Source organism: Enterovibrio baiacu (assembly GCF_004120195.1).
In the GTDB taxonomy this organism is placed as follows: domain Bacteria; phylum Pseudomonadota; class Gammaproteobacteria; order Enterobacterales; family Vibrionaceae; genus Enterovibrio; species Enterovibrio baiacui.
Genome location: NZ_SCHN01000011.1, coordinates 217,604 through 240,766 on the forward strand (window position 1 = coordinate 217,604; position 23,163 = coordinate 240,766).

Annotated in this window: 20 protein-coding genes and 1 pseudogene; 12 read left to right on the top strand and 9 right to left on the bottom strand. The window is 47.5% G+C overall.

Features of this window, described 5'->3' with window-relative positions:
- Positions 1 to 37: 37 nt before the first annotated feature.
- The 6 genes from EQP46_RS13410 to EQP46_RS13435 form a co-directional block, all read right to left on the bottom strand.
- Positions 38 to 904, bottom strand: a complete 867-nt coding sequence (locus tag EQP46_RS13410) for a hypothetical protein (protein WP_129494148.1) — start codon at positions 902 to 904, stop codon at positions 38 to 40.
- Positions 894 to 3,371, bottom strand: coding sequence for a fimbria/pilus outer membrane usher protein (locus EQP46_RS13415; RefSeq protein ID WP_129494149.1), 2,478 nt, complete (start codon positions 3,369 to 3,371; stop codon positions 894 to 896). The genes EQP46_RS13410 and EQP46_RS13415 overlap by 11 nt, the downstream gene beginning before the upstream one ends.
- The gene (locus EQP46_RS13420; RefSeq protein ID WP_161972864.1) at positions 3,368 to 4,036 is read right to left on the bottom strand and encodes a fimbrial biogenesis chaperone; all 669 of its coding nucleotides are present in this window, start codon (positions 4,034 to 4,036) and stop codon (positions 3,368 to 3,370) included. Before EQP46_RS13420 ends, EQP46_RS13415 begins: the two co-directional genes overlap by 4 nt.
- Before the next feature lie 7 nt (positions 4,037 to 4,043).
- Positions 4,044 to 4,757, bottom strand: coding sequence for a fimbrial biogenesis chaperone (locus EQP46_RS13425; protein ID WP_240671730.1), 714 nt, complete (start codon positions 4,755 to 4,757; stop codon positions 4,044 to 4,046).
- 53 nt (positions 4,758 to 4,810) lie between these two features.
- Entirely contained in the window at positions 4,811 to 5,296 is a 486-nt protein-coding gene (locus tag EQP46_RS13430) for a hypothetical protein (RefSeq protein ID WP_129494151.1), read from the bottom strand.
- A 122-nt stretch (positions 5,297 to 5,418) separates the two neighbouring features.
- Positions 5,419 to 5,826 (bottom strand): hypothetical protein, encoded by a 408-nt coding sequence (locus tag EQP46_RS13435; RefSeq protein ID WP_129494152.1) that lies wholly within the window; start codon positions 5,824 to 5,826, stop codon positions 5,419 to 5,421.
- Between the two features lie 773 nt (positions 5,827 to 6,599).
- On the opposite strand from EQP46_RS13435, the gene EQP46_RS13440 reads away from it, so the two are divergent.
- On the top strand, positions 6,600 to 7,889 hold the full coding sequence (locus EQP46_RS13440) for a ferredoxin reductase family protein (protein WP_129494153.1): 1,290 nt from the start codon (positions 6,600 to 6,602) through the stop codon (positions 7,887 to 7,889).
- 83 nt (positions 7,890 to 7,972) lie between these two features.
- Here EQP46_RS13440 and EQP46_RS13445 read toward each other — a convergent pair whose 3' ends face one another.
- Positions 7,973 to 11,041: a calcium-binding protein gene (locus EQP46_RS13445; RefSeq protein ID WP_129494154.1), complete on the bottom strand. Its 3,069-nt coding sequence runs from the start codon at positions 11,039 to 11,041 to the stop codon at positions 7,973 to 7,975.
- A gap of 440 nt (positions 11,042 to 11,481) precedes the next feature.
- On the opposite strand from EQP46_RS13445, the gene EQP46_RS13450 reads away from it, so the two are divergent.
- The 10 genes from EQP46_RS13450 to EQP46_RS13495 all read left to right on the top strand — a co-directional run bounded on the left by EQP46_RS13450 (position 11,482) and on the right by EQP46_RS13495 (position 20,927).
- Positions 11,482 to 12,105 carry a Crp/Fnr family transcriptional regulator gene (locus EQP46_RS13450; RefSeq protein ID WP_240671731.1) on the top strand — a complete coding sequence of 208 codons (624 nt, stop codon included), beginning with the start codon at positions 11,482 to 11,484 and terminating at the stop codon, positions 12,103 to 12,105.
- 129 nt (positions 12,106 to 12,234) lie between these two features.
- Complete coding sequence (locus tag EQP46_RS13455; protein WP_129494155.1) at positions 12,235 to 12,966, top strand: SDR family oxidoreductase; 732 nt, start codon at positions 12,235 to 12,237, stop codon at positions 12,964 to 12,966.
- Positions 12,967 to 13,413: a DUF2141 domain-containing protein gene (locus tag EQP46_RS13460; protein ID WP_129494156.1), complete on the top strand. Its 447-nt coding sequence runs from the start codon at positions 12,967 to 12,969 to the stop codon at positions 13,411 to 13,413.
- A gap of 9 nt (positions 13,414 to 13,422) precedes the next feature.
- Entirely contained in the window at positions 13,423 to 14,085 is a 663-nt protein-coding gene (locus EQP46_RS13465; RefSeq protein WP_129494157.1) for a VTT domain-containing protein, read from the top strand.
- 465 nt (positions 14,086 to 14,550) lie between these two features.
- Complete coding sequence (locus EQP46_RS13470; RefSeq protein WP_420841378.1) at positions 14,551 to 15,513, top strand: sialic acid TRAP transporter substrate-binding protein SiaP; 963 nt, start codon at positions 14,551 to 14,553, stop codon at positions 15,511 to 15,513.
- A 207-nt stretch (positions 15,514 to 15,720) separates the two neighbouring features.
- Complete coding sequence (locus EQP46_RS13475) at positions 15,721 to 16,872, top strand: Gfo/Idh/MocA family protein (RefSeq protein ID WP_240671732.1); 1,152 nt, start codon at positions 15,721 to 15,723, stop codon at positions 16,870 to 16,872.
- A 4-nt stretch (positions 16,873 to 16,876) separates the two neighbouring features.
- A complete protein-coding gene (locus EQP46_RS13480) occupies positions 16,877 to 17,533 on the top strand; it encodes a hypothetical protein (RefSeq protein ID WP_129494159.1) in 657 nt (218 codons plus the stop codon).
- A 54-nt stretch (positions 17,534 to 17,587) separates the two neighbouring features.
- Positions 17,588 to 18,793 (top strand): Gfo/Idh/MocA family protein, encoded by a 1,206-nt coding sequence (locus EQP46_RS13485; RefSeq protein WP_129494160.1) that lies wholly within the window; start codon positions 17,588 to 17,590, stop codon positions 18,791 to 18,793.
- 145 nt (positions 18,794 to 18,938) lie between these two features.
- The gene (locus EQP46_RS13490; RefSeq protein ID WP_129494161.1) at positions 18,939 to 19,997 is read left to right on the top strand and encodes a LacI family DNA-binding transcriptional regulator; all 1,059 of its coding nucleotides are present in this window, start codon (positions 18,939 to 18,941) and stop codon (positions 19,995 to 19,997) included.
- A 288-nt stretch (positions 19,998 to 20,285) separates the two neighbouring features.
- Positions 20,286 to 20,927 (top strand): glycine-rich domain-containing protein, encoded by a 642-nt coding sequence (locus EQP46_RS13495; protein WP_129494162.1) that lies wholly within the window; start codon positions 20,286 to 20,288, stop codon positions 20,925 to 20,927.
- A 23-nt stretch (positions 20,928 to 20,950) separates the two neighbouring features.
- Here the strand turns inward: EQP46_RS13495 and EQP46_RS13500 are convergent, their stop codons facing one another.
- Complete coding sequence (locus tag EQP46_RS13500) at positions 20,951 to 21,469, bottom strand: DUF3592 domain-containing protein (RefSeq protein WP_129494163.1); 519 nt, start codon at positions 21,467 to 21,469, stop codon at positions 20,951 to 20,953.
- A gap of 379 nt (positions 21,470 to 21,848) precedes the next feature.
- On the opposite strand from EQP46_RS13500, the pseudogene EQP46_RS13505 reads away from it, so the two are divergent.
- Positions 21,849 to 22,121, top strand: a pseudogene (locus EQP46_RS13505) (transposase); the annotation flags it as partial.
- A 30-nt stretch (positions 22,122 to 22,151) separates the two neighbouring features.
- On the opposite strand, the gene EQP46_RS13510 reads toward EQP46_RS13505, so the two are convergent.
- Positions 22,152 to 22,835, bottom strand: coding sequence for a hypothetical protein (locus tag EQP46_RS13510; RefSeq protein ID WP_129494164.1), 684 nt, complete (start codon positions 22,833 to 22,835; stop codon positions 22,152 to 22,154).
- Between the last annotated feature and the right edge of the window lie 328 nt (positions 22,836 to 23,163).

Below are 23,163 nucleotides of genomic sequence, written 5' to 3' on the forward strand. Positions count from 1 at the left end.
TCCCATAATAAATGGAGTTGTGCTTTGCAGCCTAGCATCATGGCATGTAAGACAAGTCAGGTTCGACGTGAATATGAACGGTGTCACTGTAGCGTCCGCCTGCCTTTCTTTCTGTGTTACCAATGATGATTTGGATGGGAAGCGGTGTCCCTTCGGTCGACACATTGCTTCTCCACTCACTGTTTCCGCCATCTAAGGCGATTTCCTCACTGGCGATTCGCATCATGTAATCTAAGTCCCATTTCGGGTTTTGAGATTGGTGACGTAGCTTGCCGTCAAATTGGGATTCAGCAGAAAGGGTATAAGGCGCCGTGCTTTCTACCCAAAGACGCGGGGCATAGTTGATGATCTTGTTGGTTTTTAATGAACCGAGGTCGAGGTTGTAATGGCGCTGAGTCAGTCCATAGAATTGAATTCTAGCGCTTGGCACAACTCTGGTAGCAATGCGCAACGCTGATTGATCTTGCTCCATCACACTGTTTTCTTGGTACAAGGTCGCTTTAAGCATGCCACTGTATTCGGCGGCTTCTAGCCATTGGGCGTTAGGAAACCGAAGCTCGAACACGGTGTTGTGCTGGTGGCTATTAAGTGTGAAACGCCATTTTCCTGCTTCTAATCGTCCTGTCTGTGCGTAAAACTCGAAGCGCATTTCTGCAAGGCTATGACTCCTCAAAGCGTTTGCGCCATCATCAACTTCAATCACAATATCAACGGCACAATCTTCAGGGATGCTGGTGGTGAGCGCATATTGTTTTTTAAGTGGGTAGCTGGCGGAAGAAAACACATCGTATGTATTCGTACTGAGCACCGGCTTGAGGTCCAGTATCGACGCGTTGCATTCTTCGGCAACTGATGCTGGAAGGTAAAGCACCAACAGATAAGTTGGCATCGTTTTAATCCACATACAGTTCTCCTAAGCGAACAAAGGTGTCGTCAACACTGTCGATAGACAGGGTCAGCGTTTGTTTCGCCGTCGTATTTAATACAAGTTCGTAGTTGCCCGGTCGCAAGCCAGAGATGGCAAAACGGCCTTGGCGATTGGTGAAAAACGCCAAAGGGGTGATGCCTTCACCATCAAGGTAATGCGCCATACCCGCTACCAAGGCAATCCGCGAAGAGGTGCGTTTACTGATCAGCGTGCCCATGGCGGTAATGACCGCATCTGAGCCAATTTTCAGTGCGTAACCTTGTCGATAACCGGGATACAAGGCGAAGCCCCCATCGCCAAGGTCATAACCTGGTGGCAGGTCTTCAACGTGGTAGCTAATGATTTGATCACTGTATGCCGCGAGATCGGACACCAGAACATTGCTGCTTCCTTCAAAGAATACCCGCGCAAACTGATCGTCTTCCGAGGGGTCTACTGCGATACGATTTTCGGCTAACGTGGGGTGTTTGCTGATCACCGCAAAGGCTTCACCAACGGAACGCCCTATGGCGAACTCGGCGCCGGAAAACGCTATGGCACTGGACACATTAACGCGTGTGTTATGGGTACGGACATCTTCATTAACGTCACTGTAGCGCGTGGTGTGATTCACACTGGCTTGGTAGCGATTGCCTGTGTAGTCGACTGACGCGTTGAGGTTGGCATCCAATGAATCTTGGTTTTCAACCGACGCAAACGCGGAAATGCCGCCAGTGTTTCCCACTGCATTTTGATAGCTGACATCGAGCCCTGAAAACCGATTTTCCGATTGGAATCGGCTGACTACACGGGTTTTGTTTCCTAAAGGCCAACTTAACGTGAATGTACCCGAGAGTTCATCGTCGCCGTTATCGAAGCGTTGGTAATCAACGCGCGTGCTCCACGTCGCGTCAGTGTCAAAAACGGGGCCTGAAAAGCTGGGGCTTGCAGACCAGTAATTATCACTTTCTCGGTGGCCTTTGCTGAGGTTGGCAGAAAAGGAACTTCGGTAATCCGAACTCAATTGAAAAGCCGCAAACACGGACAAAAAGCGCTGCACGCTGTTCAAGGGTTCTTGGTTTGTGGTGTCTTTCACGGTATCGACATCATCCGTGCCCGCGAAGTTTGGGGTCAGTTGGTCGTAGAGAACACTGAATTGGTTGAGCCATGTATTGCTTTCAGGGATGTCAGCATCAAAGGCAAACCGAAACGCATTGCCAGTGCCAAAAGTCGGGTGCTCGCTTTGGCTGGCATGAAGTTCTGTGACACCCAATGACGTCGCGAAAAGGACGTTTCCGCCATATTGATACACATCGTCGAGTTGTTGGCCATTCACACCTAACGTTAGCCAAGGGGCGACACCAACCTCCACGTTACCCATGATCAGGCGTCTATCCGTATCGTAACGGAGTCTGTCGCCTTCAAAGATACGTGGCGCTCCGAGCATGAGGGAGTACTCAAATTCTCCCGTGTTTAATAACTCACTGCCCGTGGCGACCGAGAAACTGATTTCCTCTGTTTGACCGCTCGCATCCGTGATAACCAGAGAAATATTGTTCAAGCCTTGTGCGATGGGGATGTCGTTAAGGTTATAAGTCCCTGCGTTTAACGTGAATCGCTGAACCACGGAGCCGTCTATGACAACATCAACGCTGGATGTGCGCGTCAGGGTGAATGATTGGGCTGCTGTCGGTCTGACATTCTTTGTGGAAATCAGCGAAAAATCGCGGGTTAAACCAATGCCTGCAATGTCTGCGCTGCTTTGAAACAAGGTGCCATTGTTGAACATGTCGCCCAGCACTAAGCGAGAACCCGCATCAGGAAAGTCGAGATTCAAGCGTGTCCCTTCGCGCAGGTAGTCTGCACCCAAGCCATCAATATCGTCGTACGTGGATTCGTATTCTAAGGACAAGCGTTTGTAATTCAGTGCGGACTCGAAACGGTGATTTTGGTTGCGCTGTTGGTCGGTGTTCTCATCAACAGATTGGTTTAATGAATTCGACAAGGTCACGTTCAGAAAACCATTCAGTTCAGAAGGGGGGAGGTAGTCGGTATAGGCTGACGCTCTGCCCATAGAGAGTTGCTGGGTGAGCATTTTATCATTGGGAATGCTTATCACGCACTCAAGGGTAGAAAACTCAAAGGTCAGTCCTAAACCCACACGTTGAAAGTCGATCTGCGATAAATCGTCTCCTGCGGTATCGGTAGATAGGGCATTGAGAACGTCTTCATCCACCAAGGTTTGGAGAACATCTAAGGTTGCTTGTTTCGGCAATAAGATGTCGTCTTCAGCGGTAATGGTAATGTCAGTTTCACCAATCACACTGTCACTGATGCGCAGTAACGAGGTGAGAGTAATATCGCGTCCTGTTGGGTTGATTTTCTGTTCAGCAAACGCAAACGCGCAAAGAAAGAGCGAAGACAGAATGACGGCGTAGAAGGGGGTGTACCTCGCTTTTCTCATCGCGCCTCGCTTTCGTAATCCCCAATTTGAAGGGATGCAGGCGCTGGAAACGTAAAGGCACTGAATGGCGGTAAAAATCGCTCGCCAAACACCTGTTCCGGCGTGTCGATGTTTGGGTTGGTAGGGTGCAAAAACTGAATGCGACTCAAAAAGGTATAGCGATTACCGCGATTGGAGAGGGTTGCCGTGCCTTCCTTGTTGATGCTTAACGCGACATTTGCGCGCTGCGATGGCGAAGAAAGGTGTACCAAGGCGTTGTAGTGAATTTCAATGGCGACGCCGGAAGGGGCATCGCGCATGTCATCTTCAAGCGGTAGCTGCGTAAAGCGAACAAAAAAGCTCTGTGATGCGGGTAAAGTGTCCCCCCCAAGCCATTGCAACCGAAAGATTTGAATCCCGCCTGCGGGTAGCACAGCAGCGGGTGGAAAAATCATCAAGCCTACGTCATCCGCTGCTTGCGTGTCGTACCCGCCATCCGAATCAAAGATCAACTGATGAAGTGACGCTTCAATGGGAATGCTGTGTGTGTTGTGGTTTTCTAGCCGAATTTGGGCTGTGCTTCGGGTTGAGGCTGACATTTCTAACACGGTAGGAGAAATGGTCAGCCCGTATGATGTCCGAACAAAAACAAGCGATACGATGATAACCGGTAACCAACGTAGCACTGCTCTGCTACTGGGCAGGACTGAGGCTAATCGTCGTATTACGTGCATTAAATCCCTTAACTGGCTTCATGGCGAAAATGCGTGAAGACTGGGGAAGCACCAAGGTGGCATTGATGTAATTACCAATATCCGCACCTTGTATGGTGTGCGTCTTCCCGCCATTTTTCAGCGTCCATTTCATTTCGTTGAGTCGGCCATAGCTGTCACCGGAATTGTTCACCGTGACGGACCAATGTTGCTCCCCAGATGACAAACCCGTTACCGCGAGATTCGCATCCGTGTTCTTAGGTTTAACGTTCATTAAGGTGTCAAACCGCATTAGCAAGCCCACGTCCAAATCTTGCTCGCTGTTTCGCAGCACATTTTGTTGGCGAACAGAAATGCGATACGCCTGCGATTGTTTAATATCTGGCGCACCTAAATAACGAACGGTGACAGATTGTGATTTACCCGGGGCGATAACGGCGGTAACAGGAATAACCAGTAAATCGTTATCTGCTGGCGTGAGCGTTTCTTCGCCGCGTTGGTTCATGTTGAGTTTGAGTGGCACCATTTCAACGGTGAGAGGGAAGTCGTTGGTATTGTTGATGCGCATTGATAATTGCGCGCCTCTGCCTGTCGGGGTCATCTCCGCGATCATGGGCTGAACCTGATATGCGTATGACGGGAGCGCGACTATCATCCCCAACAACAGAAAAATGCGGGTCATTACTGTCTGCATAGATGAAAACTCCTTGCCTGTAAAAACGGGAGGCAAACGCCTCCCATTATTTTTTACTGTTGGGCAATGGTGATCGTTAATGTATCTGAGTAATCACCTGCATAGGTTGCTGCACCCGTAACGGCAATATCGAGTGCGGCTGATTCGCCCGTAGCAAGGAGTGGCGAGCCCCCATAAGCACCAACTGTCGATTTAGCTAATGCAGTATCGAGAGTAAGGTCTGCTAATGAATCCATATTTAGCGTGGCGGTGTAGTGCACCACGTCTGTCGATGAATTACTTTTCATCCCTTCGTTTGTGCTTGTGAGCGTCACATTGGCGCCTGACGCATAATTACACTGTACGGTGAGGCCAGAGATGGATGTACTAAGAGAAGCCCCCGAGTTGAGAATACCCGCTTGGTAATTAACAGGCCCTAGACCTGATACTTGGCAGATAGGATCTACGTTACCTTGAATGGCGATAGAAACTGGGTCAGCCGACACGGATGCAGCGAAGAATGCAGAGACGGCGATTGAATAGATGCCTAGTTTTTTCATGATAATGTCTTCCTTCAATGGGTTGTACACTATTTTTCAGTTTGTCATTTATGCCGTAGGGAGATAATGCACTTTTAAGGCGTATACATTTTACGATGAAAGTGATTTTTCACGGCGATGATTTAAAAGCTTCCATTTATCGATGGTGAAACATCGATGGTTATTACATCTTTATATTCTCCAGAGAATACAAATTCTTGCTCTTTCTCTATCTTGATTTCTCCTCTTGTTTTGAAAGGTATTTCATTTTTTCCGGTCATTCTTTGGACTGAAGATAACTCTTTACTATTAAACGTTTTATTCACCCCTATACTTGAAATGGTCAGGCTCAATAAGTATGGATTTGTCGTTTTATAGAAATCATTTTTCAATGCTAATCCGCCATGTTTTGACCATATTGATAACGTAACTTCTTGATTACAATCAAGAGTGAATGGAATGCTTTCACTGCGTTGGTTTGAAATATCAACCAATTGATTGGAATTGATTTCAATTAAACAGCGCGAATCAATCTCTCCAAACATTGTCATGGACAACGAGTCCGTGGCGTTGGTGTTTGACGATATTATTAAAAATAATATACATGGCGCATATTTGTTTTTGATGATTATGTCCAAATCAAACTGCCTGTTGGATGGCTTTTCATCATGTATGTGAGAAATTTATAATAGATACGCCAGAGAGAGTTTGCAGATTAAATTAGAACTAAATAAATGGGGTGATACTTATTTGACTCGAAAGTATGGAGGGGATAGTCATTATTTAATATTTGACTGTTTATTTCTTTATTTTGAAACGAAACAAAATGATATTGACCAATTTCTCATGCACGGTGCCTTGTATGAATGATTGGATGCATTAAATTAGCTTTATATTTGTTTGGTTTTCTATTGTGATTGTTTTGTCTGGTTGAGCGATTTTTTCATGAACTGCCCATTTTGATGGTCAATATTTGTTTGTTAAAGCTGACACGTTATTTTTGTCGTCGGGGTATGTTTCTTTAGACTGACTAAAAATCAAAGAAGCCACTTCTTACATTTATCTCGAATGATGTGTCTTGAAAGCCAAGCTTTCATCTTTCTATGCACAGTATTAGTGCGTTCACATCGTCGAAGGTTACTCTACAGCTCACCGCTGAAGGCATGCATATCAAACAGATGGCACGCATCATTTGTGACACTTCACATTATTTTCTCGTCTAACAGCCTATCTTTATATTGTCGTTATTTTTTCAATGCGTAACCTGCACAGCGAACAGAAACCTACTGAATAAACAACGCGGTAAGAAAACAAGAGTGACAACATGAAAGTAATGCTAGAAAACAAAAAGCACGTCGTGACGATTGCTGTCGTGCTTGCCTGCTTTATCTTTATTGGCAGTCTGTTGCCTGAAGAGTTGACGTTGCAACGTTGGATCGCCGCATTTTTTGCCGCCAATGCGCTGGTGGCCATGGCGCTGGCCTTTGTGCTCTCAACACGACTTGAGATTTTGGAAACGATATTCAGAGGGCTAGACCGCGTCTATATGGTTCACCGCTGGGCCGGTATGTGGGCGGTATTCTCCATTTTTATGCATTGGTGGTTAGTGCCACAATCGGAAGCGCCGCGTGATGAATCAAGCTTGATGGAAATTGGCTCGGACACGGGAGAGTGGGCGACATGGCTATTGCTTGGGCTGGTAGTGATCAGCTTTATGCGTATTTTGCCTTACCATTTATGGAAATGGAGCCACCGTTTGATGGGGTTGGTTTTCTTTGTTTCCGTTTTCCATTACTTGTTTGCTCTGCGTCCTTTCCAACTGTTCTCTCCAGCGGGCATCGCGATGAACGTGACCTCCATCGTGGGGTTTGTGGCGTGGTGGTATTACGCATTCAGCAGATCAACCAGCAAACACCATCTCGCCAAAGTGCAGAATGTAAAAAGAGAAAACGGTGTGGTGAGCTTTGAAGCCAAACCCCTTCAAGGTCGACCAACATGGAAGGCCGGGCAGTTTGCGTTTATCTCTGTACTTCATCATGAAAAGATCGCGAAAGAGCCGCACCCATTTACAATAGCAAGTAGCCAGCACCAAGGTGTCGCAAGCTTCTCGGTTGCTGGGCTAGGGGATTACACCAAAACCTTGTATGACCATTTAAGCAACGGCGACATGCTTCGTTTAGACATGCCATATGGTCGATTTAAGCTGAACCGAAAAACATCACCGCAAGTGTGGATGGGCTCAGGCATTGGCATTACGCCGTTTGTTGCTTGGCTACAAGAGCTGAATTACACGACAGCGCTAACATCGAAACCGTGCCCGAACGTGGTGCTGTATTATTTGGTGAAAAACGCTGAAGCAGCAATTTTTGCTGAGGCGCTGCAACAGCTCACTGAAAATTTGCCGTCGGTGACATTAAACATCGTGTATTCGGAAGAAGGGCGTATTACCCCCGAACGTATCGCGGCTGATCTGAACGGTAATGTCGACAATGCAGAGCTCTATTTCTGCGGAAACCCTGAGGTGAGAAAAGCGATGCAAGCCGGTTTAGAGGCGCTCGGAATGCCGAAGAACAACACGCACTATGAACTGTTTGATTTCCGTGGGGCGATATAAGGTTTCACACTGATTAAAGCTGAAAAGAAAAGCACAATCCCCAAACTGGGATTGTGCTTTTTTATACGCAGTGTTGCGGGCTATCAGCCTGAGTAGAAGAATTCAAAGTCGTTGGCGCTGATGTCTTCCGTATTGATCCCTTTGAGAAGAACATTGACGTTGGTATCACTGAATTGATTGTCACCTGCGGTGTATTCGCGGATGATCTGTACTAGGGTGTCGTCACCTTGCTGGGTCACGACGAAGTCATCGAAGTCCATATCAGCGTGGTAGTAATCATCGAAGGCGATTTTATCTTCGCCAATAACAAAATCAGTGATGGTGTCTGTTTCAATGACAGAGTAATCAGCGCGTTCGTCGTCTACCACGAAAGTATCCGCCCCTTCGCCGCCAGTCAGCGTATCAAAGCCTTCGTCACCTTGCAGTCGATCGTTACCTTTGCCACCCTCTAATGTGTCATTGCCTTTACGGCCAATCAGCGTGTCATCCCCGTGCCAACCTACAATGTGGTTCGCGTTGTTTCTGCCCACTAACGTAAAGTTAAATTGCTCGCCGGAGATATCATCAAGATCAACGTTTTGGAGAGTGAATGAAGCGCTTGATGAGAATTGCATAACAACGTCATTCTCGTTTTGTGCGAGCAATGTGCCTGCGCGGTATACGCCACTATCATCAAGATGAAAGAGGCTCGCGTCATCGATAACGTGGGCAATGTTGATGCTGTCTTCGTCAGCGTCAAAATCAGTCACTGTGTTGTTATAACGGTTATTTTGCGTGCCATATTCTTCATAGTCGCCAGCGCTAAACGTATCTTTTCCAGCGCCCCCAGTGAGGGTATTGTTGCCAATGTCTGCAACGAGCAGATCATCACCGGCACCAGCGTCGAGTTGGTCGTTGCCGCCTTGCGCATAGAGTTCATCGTTACCCTCGTTACCAAATAACGTGTCGCTACCACCACCTCCCCAAATTTGGTCGTTACCACTGCCACCAGAAACCGTGTCGTTGCCTGAGCCGCCATCAAGTGTGTCGTCACCGCCGTCACCTTCAATGACGTCGTTGCCATTAGCGCCTGAAATTGTGTTATTGGCATCATCGCCAATGAGCGTTTCATTACCACTGTTACCGTGAATAACATAGGACACGTGTTCGCTTTCAAACGAGGAAGCGTCGGTATTTTTCAGGACAACGTGGAAATACTCATTGAGCTCTAATACTGCTGCTGAGCCCACTTGATTCGCGGTAAGTGCAGATAAATCAAAGCCGCTTAGATTGTAAGAATTAAATGTGATAGCCAAGGTGTCTGTGCCGACCGTGAAATCTTCAATCTGCACAGTTTGAATATCAGTAGAGGTATCGGTGCTAGAAAAACGGATTTCTTGTTGCAGTTCGAAAGCGTCTTTACCTTCACCGCCAACCAAAATATCGTTACCGCCCCTGGAGGTTAGGGTGTCATTACCTGCACCGCCATCGTAGTATTCTGCGGTTCTCGAACTGCCTTCCAACACATTGTTATCGTTGTTACCGATCTTCTTGATGTTGTTGGTGTCGTTGTGCCAATACTGGTTAGGGTGCGTTCTTGTAGAAAAGCCCCAGTAGCTATCGGCGTAACTCTGCCAATCACCCAGTTTGTCTGAATAGGTATTTGCACGTGTAAATGCAAAATCTGACGCACTGAGATCAGTCGCCTGTACCTTATTTAGGATGATGGTAGACCCATCTGACAGCGTTATACGCGTTGTAATGCCATGCTGTTCGATGTTCAGATCGTCAATGCTGTTGGCAAGGCTTGTGTCGATGCTGATGGTATCGATACCCACTTCGAAATCAACAATACGGTCGTGGCCAATAGAAGGCGCGTCTTTGGGAATGATATCTTCGCCGCGTAAAATCGAATGGCCAAAATGAAATATGTCTGCGCCACTTCCGCCAATCAATAACTGATCTTCGCCATTTCCTGATAAGTAATCGTCACCCGCACCGCCGAATAAACGGGCGTTGCTCGCCGTCGAGCCTTCAACAAGTAAAACATCATCGCCAGTGCCACCTCGCAATGTGTCGTTCTTTCCAAAGCTCACTAACACATCATTGCCACTTCCGCCGCCAACTTGGTCGTTGCCATAGCCTTCAACCCAGTCGCTGCCCGCCCCGCCAATGGCAACATCGGCAGTGTGTGCGTTGGCGAAAATAATATCTTTGCCACCGGCACCGATGGCCAGTTCGCTATCAATGATCGTATCGTCACCTGACGCGCCATATGCGCAGTCATACCCTGAGCCACCATCTAGCGTATTATTGCCACTGCCTGCGAAGAGCGTGTCATCCCCTTGATCGCCGATGAGCATGTCATCACCGTCTTGACCATGCAGCGTGTCGTCGCCTTCATTACCAAAAATGTAATCGTGGCCTTCTCCGCCATAAAGGGTGTCGTTTCCTGCATTGGCAACGAGGGTATCATCGCCTGCACCGCCGTCTAGAATGTCATTGCCTGCACCGCCAGTGAGTTCGTCACCACCCGAACCGCCTTCAAGCTGGTCGTTTCCGGCATCGCCAGATATCTCATCATTTCCTTCTCCGCCGGAAAGAACATCATCGCCACTGCCGCCATAAAGCTGGTCAATGCCGTCATCTCCATAGAGCGTGTCATTGCCGCCGTCGCCATATAAGCGATCTGCGCCTTCCCCGCCATGCAGGGTATCGTGGCCTTGTTCACCATACAGGCGGTCGTTGCCTTGATCGCCGTAAAGGGCATCGTTTTGCCGTCCGCCATAGAGGTAGTCCACCCCTAAACTGCCGTAGAGTTCATCATCTCCGTTCTCGCCGTAGAGTTTATTAAATCCATAGTAAGGGCCAGTAGGGGCGGTGTCGGTCATGCCGTAGAGTTTGTCGTCGCCATCACCACCGTAAAGCGTATCAGAGCGCGAACCGCCATAAAGTTCGTCATCGCCACCGTAGCCATAGAGTGTGTCGTTGTAATCTAGCCCATAGATACGGTTATCGTTTTCATCGCCATGAAGGGTGTCGTTTTGGTCAGTGCCGATAATGTCTGAAACCGCACGGATTGTTGAGATCGCGTTAATGGCGTCGTTTTGCTGCTCGTCGAGCGTCAGTGAGAGTGAGTTTGGCTCAGATAGATCTTGATCGTTGATGTTCATACCTTTCTCCAAGTGATGCATGCCGCGAGTCATGAATGCGTTTTACTGTCGCGGACGTTGATGCTGAAAATAGTGGCGAGTAATTGTTGTTTGCCGACGCATCAATTAGAAGCAAGGTGGTGAATGAAATCTGTAGTAGCTTTTAGACAGCCAAGCATCCTTTCGTCTAAGTTCACAAAACAGTGCAAAAATAGGCATAGATGACGGATGCTTTTTAAATCAGATGCATATGATGGGGTTTGTGAAAGGGGAATATGCTGAATCACCGAGTGCTTTCGAAAAAGTGGGAAATACGCACTGTGGTTGCGAAGATGACCAAAAAGCGGTTTCGGTAGCGGCTGATGGGATCGCATGAACTGCATTTGACGTATCACTCCGCAGCATTGCAGAAAGGCATGGCGCCGAAAGAGATGACACAGAAAGGGTGGCAAGGAAGATGAATGAAAAGTGAAATGGAAAACGTCCAAACACTAGACCGTTTTGAAAAAGGGTTTCGAACGCGATTTACACTGTCAGATGAAGAGTGGGAGGACTTTGTCGACAAGGTGACGCTTCGGCACTTCTCAAAAGGGGACGTGCTTTTTCATGCGGGTGATGTTGCGCACAAACTTCGATTTGTCTACTCGGGTACATTTTGTAATTACTATCTCACGCCAGACGGAACACGAAGAAACAAATCGTTTTTGCAAGTCGGAGATGTTTCAGCAAGCCTCTCTTCCTTCGTCGCATCGCGCCCGACGCGTTTCACCTGCGAAGCGCTAACGCAAGGCATGTGTTTTGAAATATCTGCTTCCTGCCTAAAACAGTTGAGCGAGAGTCACGCAGGGTGGAAAGATGCGTTTCTTGCCATGGTAACGGCGCTTGCGATGAAAAAAGAGCAGAGGGAAGCGGATTTATTGCTGCTTTCATCCACCGAGCTCTATCTTCAATTTGTCGACGCCCACCCAGATCTGGCCGTGTCATTACCTAACTATCACATCGCTTCGTACCTTGGCATCACTGAAGTGTCGCTGTCTCGTATCCGCGCGAAACTCGGGATGCAAAATGCCTATCAACGTCAGTAGCTCCCTACATTTCTCGCACTATCATTTGCGCGTCTCACGCAGAAATTTTCCGTGTTTTAACATGTGTTAATTTGTTTGGGATATCGGTTCATTACCATGAGTCCTATATCATTCAGATAGGGACACATCATGAAGCTAACCAACAAATGTATTGTGCTGACGGGTGGCACTTCCGGCATCGGGCGAGCGCTGGTGGAATGCTTAGCCGAGACAAATCAACTGATTGTGATTGGTCGGGACGCAAAGAAACTTGATCAACTGAAACGCGAGTGGCCAACACTCATTACCTATCACACCGATCTTTCCGATGTAAAAAGCGTTCACTCCGTCGCGAATTCTATTCAGCAACAGCACCCAAAAATCGATGTGTTGCTAAACAATGCTGCGGTGCAATTTACGCCATTTTTTACCGATGAACGCTTCGAAATCGATTCTATTCAGCGCGAAATTGACACCAACTTCACCTCGGTGTGTGCATTAACGCATGGATTAATGCCTTCACTCTTGGCGGTGGCGTCATCACGTATCGTGAACGTTAATTCCGCGCTTGCGTTAGTGCCTAAGGCATCTTCGGCGGTGTACTGCGCAACCAAAGCCGCACTCAATATCTTCTCTCAAAGTTTACGTTATCAATTCGAAGGCTCTGCAATAAGTGTTCAGCAGGTATTCTTGCCGCTGGTGGACACAAAAATGACCTCAGGTAGGGGCAAAGGAAAGATCAGCGCGTCGTCTGCGGCGTTTGAAATCATTGCGGGTATCGAAAAAGGAAGCAGAGATTTTGATATTGGGATGACGCGATTTTTGAGAGGACTGCTCGCTATCGCCCCCTTTGCCGCAAAAAAACTGTTAAAGGGGTCATAAATGACGTTGAAGCACACGTTGATTGCAGGGGTTTTAGGAGGAATATCCATGAGTGTTAGCGCCATAGAAAACAAAGTAGAAATACGGGTTAAGGGAATTGATATAAGCCGACCAGGGCAAGTATTGGTGATGTTGTTTCAAGAGGACGGGTTCCCTAAAGAGCATGACAAAGCACTTAACATTCTTCGTTATCCGTCAACAGAAACGGAGCGTGTTGTGGTGTTTGAAAACGTACCAACATGGTTCGCGATTAAAGTGCTTCATGATGAAGATGAGGATGGCAAGGTCACCAAAAATTGGACGGGTATTCTTCCAAAAGAGGGCTTGGGATTCTCGCAGGGAGCGCGTATCACCTACAAAGCACCTAGTTTCTCAAGTGCTCGCTTGTCCGTTGCAGAGCTTGAAGAACACAACACACCACATGACATCACAATGCGTTATCCCTAGGGAGGGTTTATGACATCACTCATCAAACTGATGGGCCTCATGGCCATCTTTTTTGCATCAACATTTTTAGTGGTCAATGGTCTTGGTTGGTTGTCTATGGAGAGTATCGAACGCTGGTTGACGGTCGCTGAGTCTGTGAATGTCTTGGTGGTTGCGGCGATTGTGATTTTATTGCTTTTCTTGGATCTCTTTATTGCCGTACCGACGCTTTCAATCATGATGCTTGGTGGCTATTTTGCTGGGCCTTACATTGGCGCACTGGCGGCATTTCTAGGAACATTCTTGGCGGGTGTCGTGGGCTATGGGATGAGTGCTACCTTTGGCGACCGGCTGCTCAATGTGGTGATTAAAGACGACGAGAAACAGCAAGATCTACGACATAAGTTTCGAGAGCACGGCGTGCTGATGATTCTTTTGTCTCGCGCGCTGCCGATCCTGCCCGAAGTCACCGCCTGTATGGCTGGGATCAGCCACATGAAATTCCTGACGTTTGTTCTATCGTGGATCACAGTGACATTGCCGTACACCGTCATTGCCGCTTACGCAGGGTCGATCAGTTCGCTTGATAATCCTAAACCTGCCATTTTGACCGCCGTTGCCCTCACGTCTTTCTTCTGGTGTGGCTGGTTACTGTTGAACCGCTATGGCATTCGCAAAGCGGTTAATTCCTAGCATTGATTGTAAATAGGGAAAGTGACAGCTTCGTTTTCCTATCAATTGACCTATTTCTTCTTCATGTTATGGCTTTCCACGTGAAAGCCTATGCATTCATTGGTGCGCATTGTTGGGTAAGCGTTTTTGATGAGGAGGAATTGGGAATCATGCAATGAAAATAGAGTTAGCAGGATTCTCTCTCCATCTCTTTCCTTTGGCGCTACAGAAGGCGTGGCTTTGCCGTTTTTTTGTCTCAGAAAGTGTTCGTGAAATGATAGAAAACTATCATAACGATGAGGGTAAACATCATGTTGCCGAATGCCGTTCATTGACGATTTGCCAGGGTGGTTCACATACTTAAATCCGAACAATCTGGGTTCTGCATCTTCAGGTTGTTTGAGTATATATCGAAGAAGACGGATAAATTCAGAGGTAATGAGAATGGAAACGAAAGTACCTGCAGTAACACCTCATCTAAAACGTATGTTAACCGTGGCAACGGCGGCATTGGTCATTGGTATGTCAACCATGGCGAGTGCGGCTGACCTTAAATTGCGTATGTCCGCGTCTGCCTCCGCAACTGACCAACGGGCAGTCGCGATGACAGAAGTATTTGGTGCTGAAGTTGCGCCTTTTGCCGATTTTGAAGGGCACTGGAACAGTTCATTATTCAAACAGGGCACAGACCTTGAGGCCATCGCCCGCGGTAACCTTGATATGACCATTACATCCGCGCAAGAGTTAGCAGAATTTGTGCCTGAATTCTCTATTTTTTCGGCGGGATACGTCCACCGCGATGCAGAACATCAAAAGCGCGTTTTTGCGGCTGACTTTATGGACCCGCTCAAAGCGCAAGCTGAAGAGCTTCTTAATGTCAAATTGCTGAGTGTGATGTATTTGGGCCGTCGTCACGTGAACCTGCGGACAGACCAAGACGTGAAAACACCGGCAGACCTCAATGGTGTGAAACTCCGCATGCCGGGCAGTGATGCATGGCAATTCCTTGGCAGAGCGCTCGGGGCGAATCCAACGCCCATGGCATTTGCCGAAGTTTACACTGGCCTGCAAACTGGCGCGGTTGATGGTCAAGACAACCCACTCCCAACAAACAAAGACGCCAAGTTGTACGAAGTGACGAAGCAGATTGTGTTAACCGGTCACTTGGTCGACTTGAACTACATCGCTATCTCTAAAAAGGTGTTCGATAGCCTGACACCAGAGCAGCAAATGATTGTTCAAAAGGCGGCTGACGATGCGGCTGAATCGGCGCGTCAAAAGCAACTTAAGTTAGAAAATGAACTTGCTCAGTTCTTTATCGACAAAGGGCTGAGAGTGTATGAGCCGGATTTGCAAGCCTTCCAGAGCACGGTTCAAGCCGCCTATCTAGAGTCTGATTATTCCAAGCAGTGGCCTGACGGTTTGCTAGAAAAAATCAACGCGCTGTAATCAGCAAACGTTCTCATAACAATGCCGCTTCACTGATGTTGCCATTGCGCACAGTGTAGCGGTAGGAACGACTGTCTTAGGCCCACTCAATTGCATGGCGTGATTGTCTTCGTGGGCCACCTTTCAAAGAATTGATGATTGGCTGCCTTGTTATTTCAAGGCAGGGGATGAGTGCGCCTTAAACACCTGAAAACAACAGGACAGAAAATGATGAACAAATTTCGCGTTGGCTTGATCGGATGTGGCGTGATCAGTGACAAATACTTAGCGACCAGTCAGGTGTTCGACATGATAGATATGGTGGCCTGCGCCAGCTTGGATTGGGAAGAATCCAGCCGTAAAGCCGCCGCGTATGGGATCCCAAAGGTGTGTACACCAGAGGAGATTATTCGCGATCCCGATATAGATTGTGTGCTCAACCTAACGATACCTGCAGTGCATGCCCAAATCACCTTGGCTGCTTTGGAAGCAGGGAAGCATGTGTATTCTGAAAAGCCCTTTGTGACAGACCTTGAAGATGGCAAACGTATTCTCGCGTTGGCCAAAGAAAAAGGCCTGTATGTCGGGAATGCCCCTGACACATTCTTGGGAGGGCGTATACAAACTTGTCGCAAGCTAATAGATCAAGGCGTGATAGGTAAACCCACCGGAGTTGCGGCGTTCGTGCCGACGCGCGGCGTGGAAAGGCATCACCCCAATCCCGACTTTTATTATCAACCGGGTGGTGGGCCTTTGTTTGATCTTGGGCCGTATTACCTCACCGCAATGATTGCCTTGCTAGGGCCTGTTGAACGCGTGTGTGGCATGGCCAAAAAAACCTTGAATGAACGATTGATCGAATCACAGCCAAGGCGAGGAGAAAAAATCCCTGTCGATGTTGATACCCATGTCAATGCGCTATTGGCCTTTGAGAATGACGTGCAGGGTTCGTTAATGACCAGTTTTGATGTCTGGGATAGCCAAACCCCGCGGTTAGAAATTTACGGAGAGCAAGGCACCTTGTGTATTGCTGACCCTGATCCCACCGATGGCATCAACATTTTCGGTGGCCAAGTGCTTTACAAAACCCGCGAAACGGCAAGGTGGGTTTATCGCCCTCGTGTGCCAAATCTCGAACATTGGCAGGTCGCAGAAAACACCCACAACTTTAATGAAGAGACGCGAGGCATTGGGCTGGTGGATTTGACCTATGCCGTGAAAAACCAACGCCCTGCGCGTGCAAGTGGGGAGATGGCGCAGCATGTTTGCGAAATCATGTTTGGGATCCTCGAATCATCAAAAACCGGGCAGTTCAGTGAAATAGAAAGCCGCTGTGACATTCCAGCGCCATTGCCTGTTGATTTCCCTTGGAGTGAGTAACGAAATGAGTGTGACGACCCTTGATTTTTCCGAGCCATTTTTCACGGTGAAGTACGTGACGGACGAGAAAAACATCCCCATCAATGAAAAAACCATCGTGCTGAATTTGTCTGAGCACCCCCTTAGGATTGAAAGTCAAACGCTGAGCACGTTTCAGTCCGTGATTGCCCTCAATACCGTGATACCCAACATGGAGAAAGGCGTGTTGGTTGAGCGGTTTGCAAGTTATGACGATGAACCCGCCTTGCTCGATGCAGTGCGTAAACTGTGGCCGCTAGCCTATGAAATCCGCAGAGAAGAACGCTTAAAAGGGGTGGGGCATTACATGTCGCCCAAGAGCGCCATCGGCAACATTCAATTCAGCATGTATTTCGCCTCTTCCGTGCCGCTTAACGTGGGGTTACACAAACATCACGTGCACTTGGGTGGGGAAGAGCCACAAGAAATTCATACCCAAATCGTCGGGCTCGGCAAAATGCAGCAATGCACAGAGAAAGATTTATCCACGCTGTACGTTGAAGAACTGATGGCGCCGGGAACAACCCATAAACCCATGTTCGATGATGCGTTGAACTACCCGTGGCACCAATATGAAACGATTACCCCAAGCATTTTTATGGCGATTGAAGTGTTGACATCCGGCAACGACATTCCGCGCTAGAAAACGCATAAATATCAAGCATTGAGCATTGAAATGAATACCCAAGGAGATTTCATGGCTAACACACTTCTTCCTTCAGACATCGACTTTGACGGCCCTTTCCCTCGCCTAAAACGCAGGCTACGTATCGGTATTGTTGGTGGTGGGCGAATTGCAGTGACACAAGCCATGGCGGCGCGTTTGAGCGACCGCTGGGAAGTGACAGCGGGGGCGTTATCGTCAGATCCCGTTCTCGCAAAAGAGCGAGGTGAACAATGGTTCTTGCCCGAAGATCGCTGTTATTCCTCGTATCAAGCCATGGCAGAAGCAGAATCATTACGCGATGATGGGATTGATGCGGTAATGATCACCACACCCAACCATGTGCACTTTGACGTGGCGTGCACCTTCTTAAAGGCGGGCATTGATGTGCTGTGTGACAAGCCGTTGACCAATGATTATGCCGAGGCCGCCGAGTTAGTGCGTCTGACCGAGGAAACGGGTCAAGTGTTTGGCGTGTGTTATGCCATGGCATCCTTCCCGATGATTCGCCAAGCCCGTGAAATGGTGCAGAGCGGCATGATTGGCAAGGTGGTGCAGATCCACGTTGAGTTTATGCAAGATTGGATGATCCCCGAAGATGTCGCCCAAGCCGACCATGTGAAATGGCGATTGGACCCCGCAAAATCCGGTGCAACGAGCTGTACGGGTGATATCGGCACGCACGCTGCACATCTGGCCTCTTTCGTCTCTGGGTTGTCGATGACGCATCTACGCGCTGAAATGCATGTGTGCGGCGCACCTAAAGCGCTGGAAGACACCGTGTTTATGATGACGCGGTACGAAGGCGATGTGCCGGGCACACTGATGGCAACACGCATCGCGTCAGGCAATCGAGGTGGGTTGCGCTTGCGTGTCTTTGGCAGCGAGGGCGGCATAGAGTGGGACATGGAACACGCTGAATACCTCAAATATAACCGCTATGGCGAACCAGACCGTGTGTTGAGTCGAGGGCTTGGGCATGGGTTAACCCCCAATGTAGAAAGGCTTATTCGCACAGGTCGCGGCTTTCCTGAAGGCTTGATTGAAGCGTGGGGCAATCTGTACACCGAGTTTGCATTGGCAGTTGCGGCCCGTAAAGACGGTACACAAATCCCCGCTAACTGGCTGTCGTATCCGCGTGTCGCAGAAGGCGCACAAGGCGTGAAATTCATTGAAGCGGTTGTCACTTCACATCAGGCAGGCGGTGAATGGGTGTCATGCGAAGTAGACTCGCAATGAGCAAGATATGAACAGGTGGCTTGATGCAATAAGGTAAATAGGCACCACGCTGGCTTTGGTGTTTGCCATGTTTGATGGCGAAATACGGTTCTGATAGATTTCTTTCAATGGATGATGGTTATCTATCTCGTTGGAGGGCGTATCGATGACACGGAAAGTGACAATCAAACAGATCGCCGATAAAGCGGGCGTGAGTGTTGCCACCGTTGATCGCGTGATCAACAAGCGCGCGCCCGTCAAAAGCGACACCATTGAGCTGGTGCTGAGTGCTGCCGCTGAACTAGGTTGGCGAGCATCAACGCCCATCAACCTGAGCCACAACATACTGACTGAACAAGAGCGTGTGCATTGCGGCTTCTTGATTCAGCGAAATGTCTCGCCCTATCTGGTTGAAGAACTCAAACGCTTAACGAAAACATCCTTGAGTTTGTCGGCGACGTTTAGCATCGAAATCATGGAAGATCTTGACCCTAAAAACGTCGCGAACAAGATTCGAGAATTTAGTCAGCGCGTTGATGCCCTCGCGATCACGGCCATTGATCATCCCTATGTCTCTGAAGCAATTGACAATGTGAGTGAGAATGACGTTCCTGTGGTCGCACTTTTGTCCGACATTACCTCGCCAAACCTTGCAGGGTACATAGGGACAGACAACCGTAAACGTGGACGAACAAGCGCATGGGCGATGCATCACTTTTGTGGCAAAGAAGGGAAAATTGGCGTACTGATTGGCAGCCATCGTTATGTGAGCCAAGAAGATCGCGAAATCAGCTTTAGAAGCTATTTTCGAGAGAAAGCCCCGTCGTTTACTGTGCTGGAATCCATTGTTTGCCTGGATGATGCTGACTTGGCGTATCGGGCAACGTTACGTCTACTCAAAGAACATACTGATTTGGTTGGCGTGTTCAGCGCAGGGGGAGGCTCAGCGGGTATTATCCGCGCATTTGCCGAACATTGCTGTGACAAGGCATCGACGCAAGGCGAAACATATCAAAACAAACCTTTTTACGTATCCCCCGAGTTAACCCCAGAAACACGCAACGGGCTTATTGGCGGCGCAATCGATATGGTGATTTCAGCAGACTTCGCGCAAATCGCCCAAACCGCTACGAAAATGCTGATAAGCCGCAAGCGTGATCCTCGCTACACACCCAAGCAATTCGTTATCTTGCCTTTCTCTGTTTACACCAGTGAAAACATTTAGTCAGCCCTTTAAACCTAGATTGGATTGCTGTACGGGCTTTCATTATTTGCACTCAAAATGGTTGGCAATCAAACAATGTGAAAAGGATATCGTTCCAAAGGCAACCATTGATATTCAATCTGCGCCTTTGAGCTTGAGCGCACTGAATGTATGAAACTGGTAATGTCGTGTTTTTCTCATAGTTCCCGACCCAGTCATTTTACGCCATTGATTGTTCTAAAAATCAGTTGTTTATTGTGAGATCTAGATACGATAGCCTAGTCGTACAAAAAGGGAATGGACGAGTTGATGAATATAGGGATCTTTCTCATCGTGTTGGTGAGCATTTTTTGGGGTGTGTTTGCCTACAAGAAAAAGCGAAAAGCGCAGTTGGTGTTCATTGGCACCTATCGTTTCAATTCAGTGATTAAAAAGAAAGTCGCGAATAAATACCCGCATCTCACTGAGCAAGATTTGATGTTGGTGATAGATGGCCTCAAAGATTATCTCACCATCTGCAATCAGGCGAACAAAAAGCAGGTTGCGATGCCTTCACAGGTGGTTGACGTTGCTTGGCACGAATTCATATTGTTCACCAAGGAATACCAGCTGTTTTGTGATAAAGCGTTTGGACGGTTTCTTCACCACACACCGACAGAAGCGATGAAAACACCCACCTCCGCTCAAGAGGGGATCAAACGTGCTTGGCGCTTAGCCTGTGCAAGAGAAAGCATTAACCCCATTCACCCGGCTAAATTACCACTACTTTTTGCCATTGATGCGAAGCTCATTATCGAAGACGGTTTCATCTATTCGCTTGATTGTCAGAACACGTCATCCGCAACGAATGGCATTGGCTACTGCGCCAGCCATATTGGCTGCTCTTCTGGCTGTGCGGGTTCAAGCTGTGCAAGTGGCGATAGCGGCGGTGGATGCGGTGGGGGGGATTAGAACCAGTCCCAGCTGTTAATTAATTAGTTATTGCGTTGTTTTCGTCTTGAAAATAAAAATGCTGCGATGAACATACTGACGATGGAAAGTATAAAAACGCCGCCAAATATATATGTTTGGAAAGCGTCACTATCACACATCCTTTCTACGACAGACTCGCTAGGATTTTCTGGGTTAACGAATATTTTTATTTCTTTCTCTTGTTGCTTGCTATACACAAGCCTCTTGGCTGCATCGTGTAATTCATCATTATCATATGATTTTACCCATGCATAACGATTGCCTACATACATCGTACCTCCATGCTTATATTGATATGAAACCTTGGGAGAATAGGCGGTTTTCCAGCGGCCGTTCGTATCTTGATATTTCAAAGAGTCGACTTCGGCATGAATTACCTTTGCTGGAATCACATTCCAGTCTTTAGAAATGTAACACCCAAACCCAATCTTCACCGGCGTGCCAACAGCGACATACACGAGAAGCAAGAGCATTGGCGAGAAGAGTAGTATCAATAGAATACGTAGGTACTTTTTTGACATCCAATCATTTAGCTTTTAGAAAACAGACGTCTATATTAACCGCGAGCCCAAAGCCATAATCACTAAATTGCACTGCTTTCGTCGCAAAACTTTGTGCTAACGATGTGATAACGGGCACTTACCCGCACTAAATCGAAGCAAGCCCATGGACAGAAAACATAAGGCAGACGGCAGAGTTGTGGTGGCAATAAAGGGTAGCGTTGAGGCCTGACGAGGGATGAGCGGGGTTTAGTCATTAGTAATTAAAATGGTTGGCAATCAAACAATATGAAAAGATATTGTTCCAAAGCCACCATTCGTCGTTACTAAGCACCTTTGAGCTTGGGGGATGCTGAATGCATGTATCTGATAGTGTTTTTCTTAAAGTGCATGTCCCGCTATTGCTGTTGCTCCCATGACAAAAGAAAGTGGAGGTTACAAAGGTAAACGCGTCAAACAAGGAGGACGCGCCCAGGTCAGAACTGTCCTCTACATGGCAATGATGTCAGCGATGCAATGTAACCCTACTTTTAAAGCAACCTACACGCGTTTAGTCAACGCAGGAAAACCCAAAAAAGTCGCCATTATTGCCTGTGTGAGAAAGATGGTTGTTATCTTAAATTCTATGCTCAGAGACAGCAGCATGTGGGATGAAAACAGTGCCAAGAATTAATCATTGACGCCATAGTCGTTTGTTATGTGACTAATTCACGTAATAATCTAGAAGGTCTCCATCAAACCAGTTTTCACGGCAAAATACCTTAACCATATGAGCGTATTCACTGATATAAAAACTCTTAATTGGTGTTTGCTTAGTAGATATTTTCGCAGAGATTACCTCATAATCGTCAAGCAAGACGGCAAGAGTTCTCAAATCTGACTCGATATATTTAACACGACTGTAGCCACTTGAAAGCGGATCCATCATTGCACCAGTAAGTTCATAGTAAGCATCATTCTCGGTTACATTAAGAGCGCCAGACAACGCAGCATGAATTGATTTGCCATTAGGCAAATGGTTCTTATTGTAAGTATTATTAATTCTTTCTGCCAACTTTGAAATTAGTCGGTAAGCATCATCACGCTCTTGTTGTGATGCGAGATACGTAGACTGCTTTTCATTAGCATCAGCTGTTCGCGAAAGCTCGACTCGAGTTTGTTCCAACTCTTTGCTTTGCAATACAATTGTGATCAACAAAGCGATTAAAGCCATAAAGCTTAACAATGGGTTGAGAGTTCCACCAATGAAATCACCAAATGTCCCCCAGTCTCCTTGTTCAGTGCTCCAACTAGTCCCAAAATTTAATACATAAGATGAAATTACGACAACATATGCCAAGAGGCTAAAACTGACGATAAAACCAAGAATTGTTAATGTTTTTTTCATATAAATCTCTAAATTTTCGCTGTCACATAACGCCTGCATCTAGCGAATCCCCTCAAAATTCCTCTTCTAAACAATGAGAAAGACGCGCACCGTACCCTTTGATCTAATGAATTTCGCCAAAAACCACATTCCACCAAGAGGAATTACCGATGCGCGATATTCAAATTCTACAAGATACATTAACTAATCAGTGTCCCACTATTCATAAAAAACGGCTTCATTCTCTGCTACTTGCGACTCAATCCTCACTCGATGGCGCTGATCTAACACTCACAAAACTTGGTCGCTCGCTCGACGTTAGGACGACCGCTAAACATGCCATCAAGCG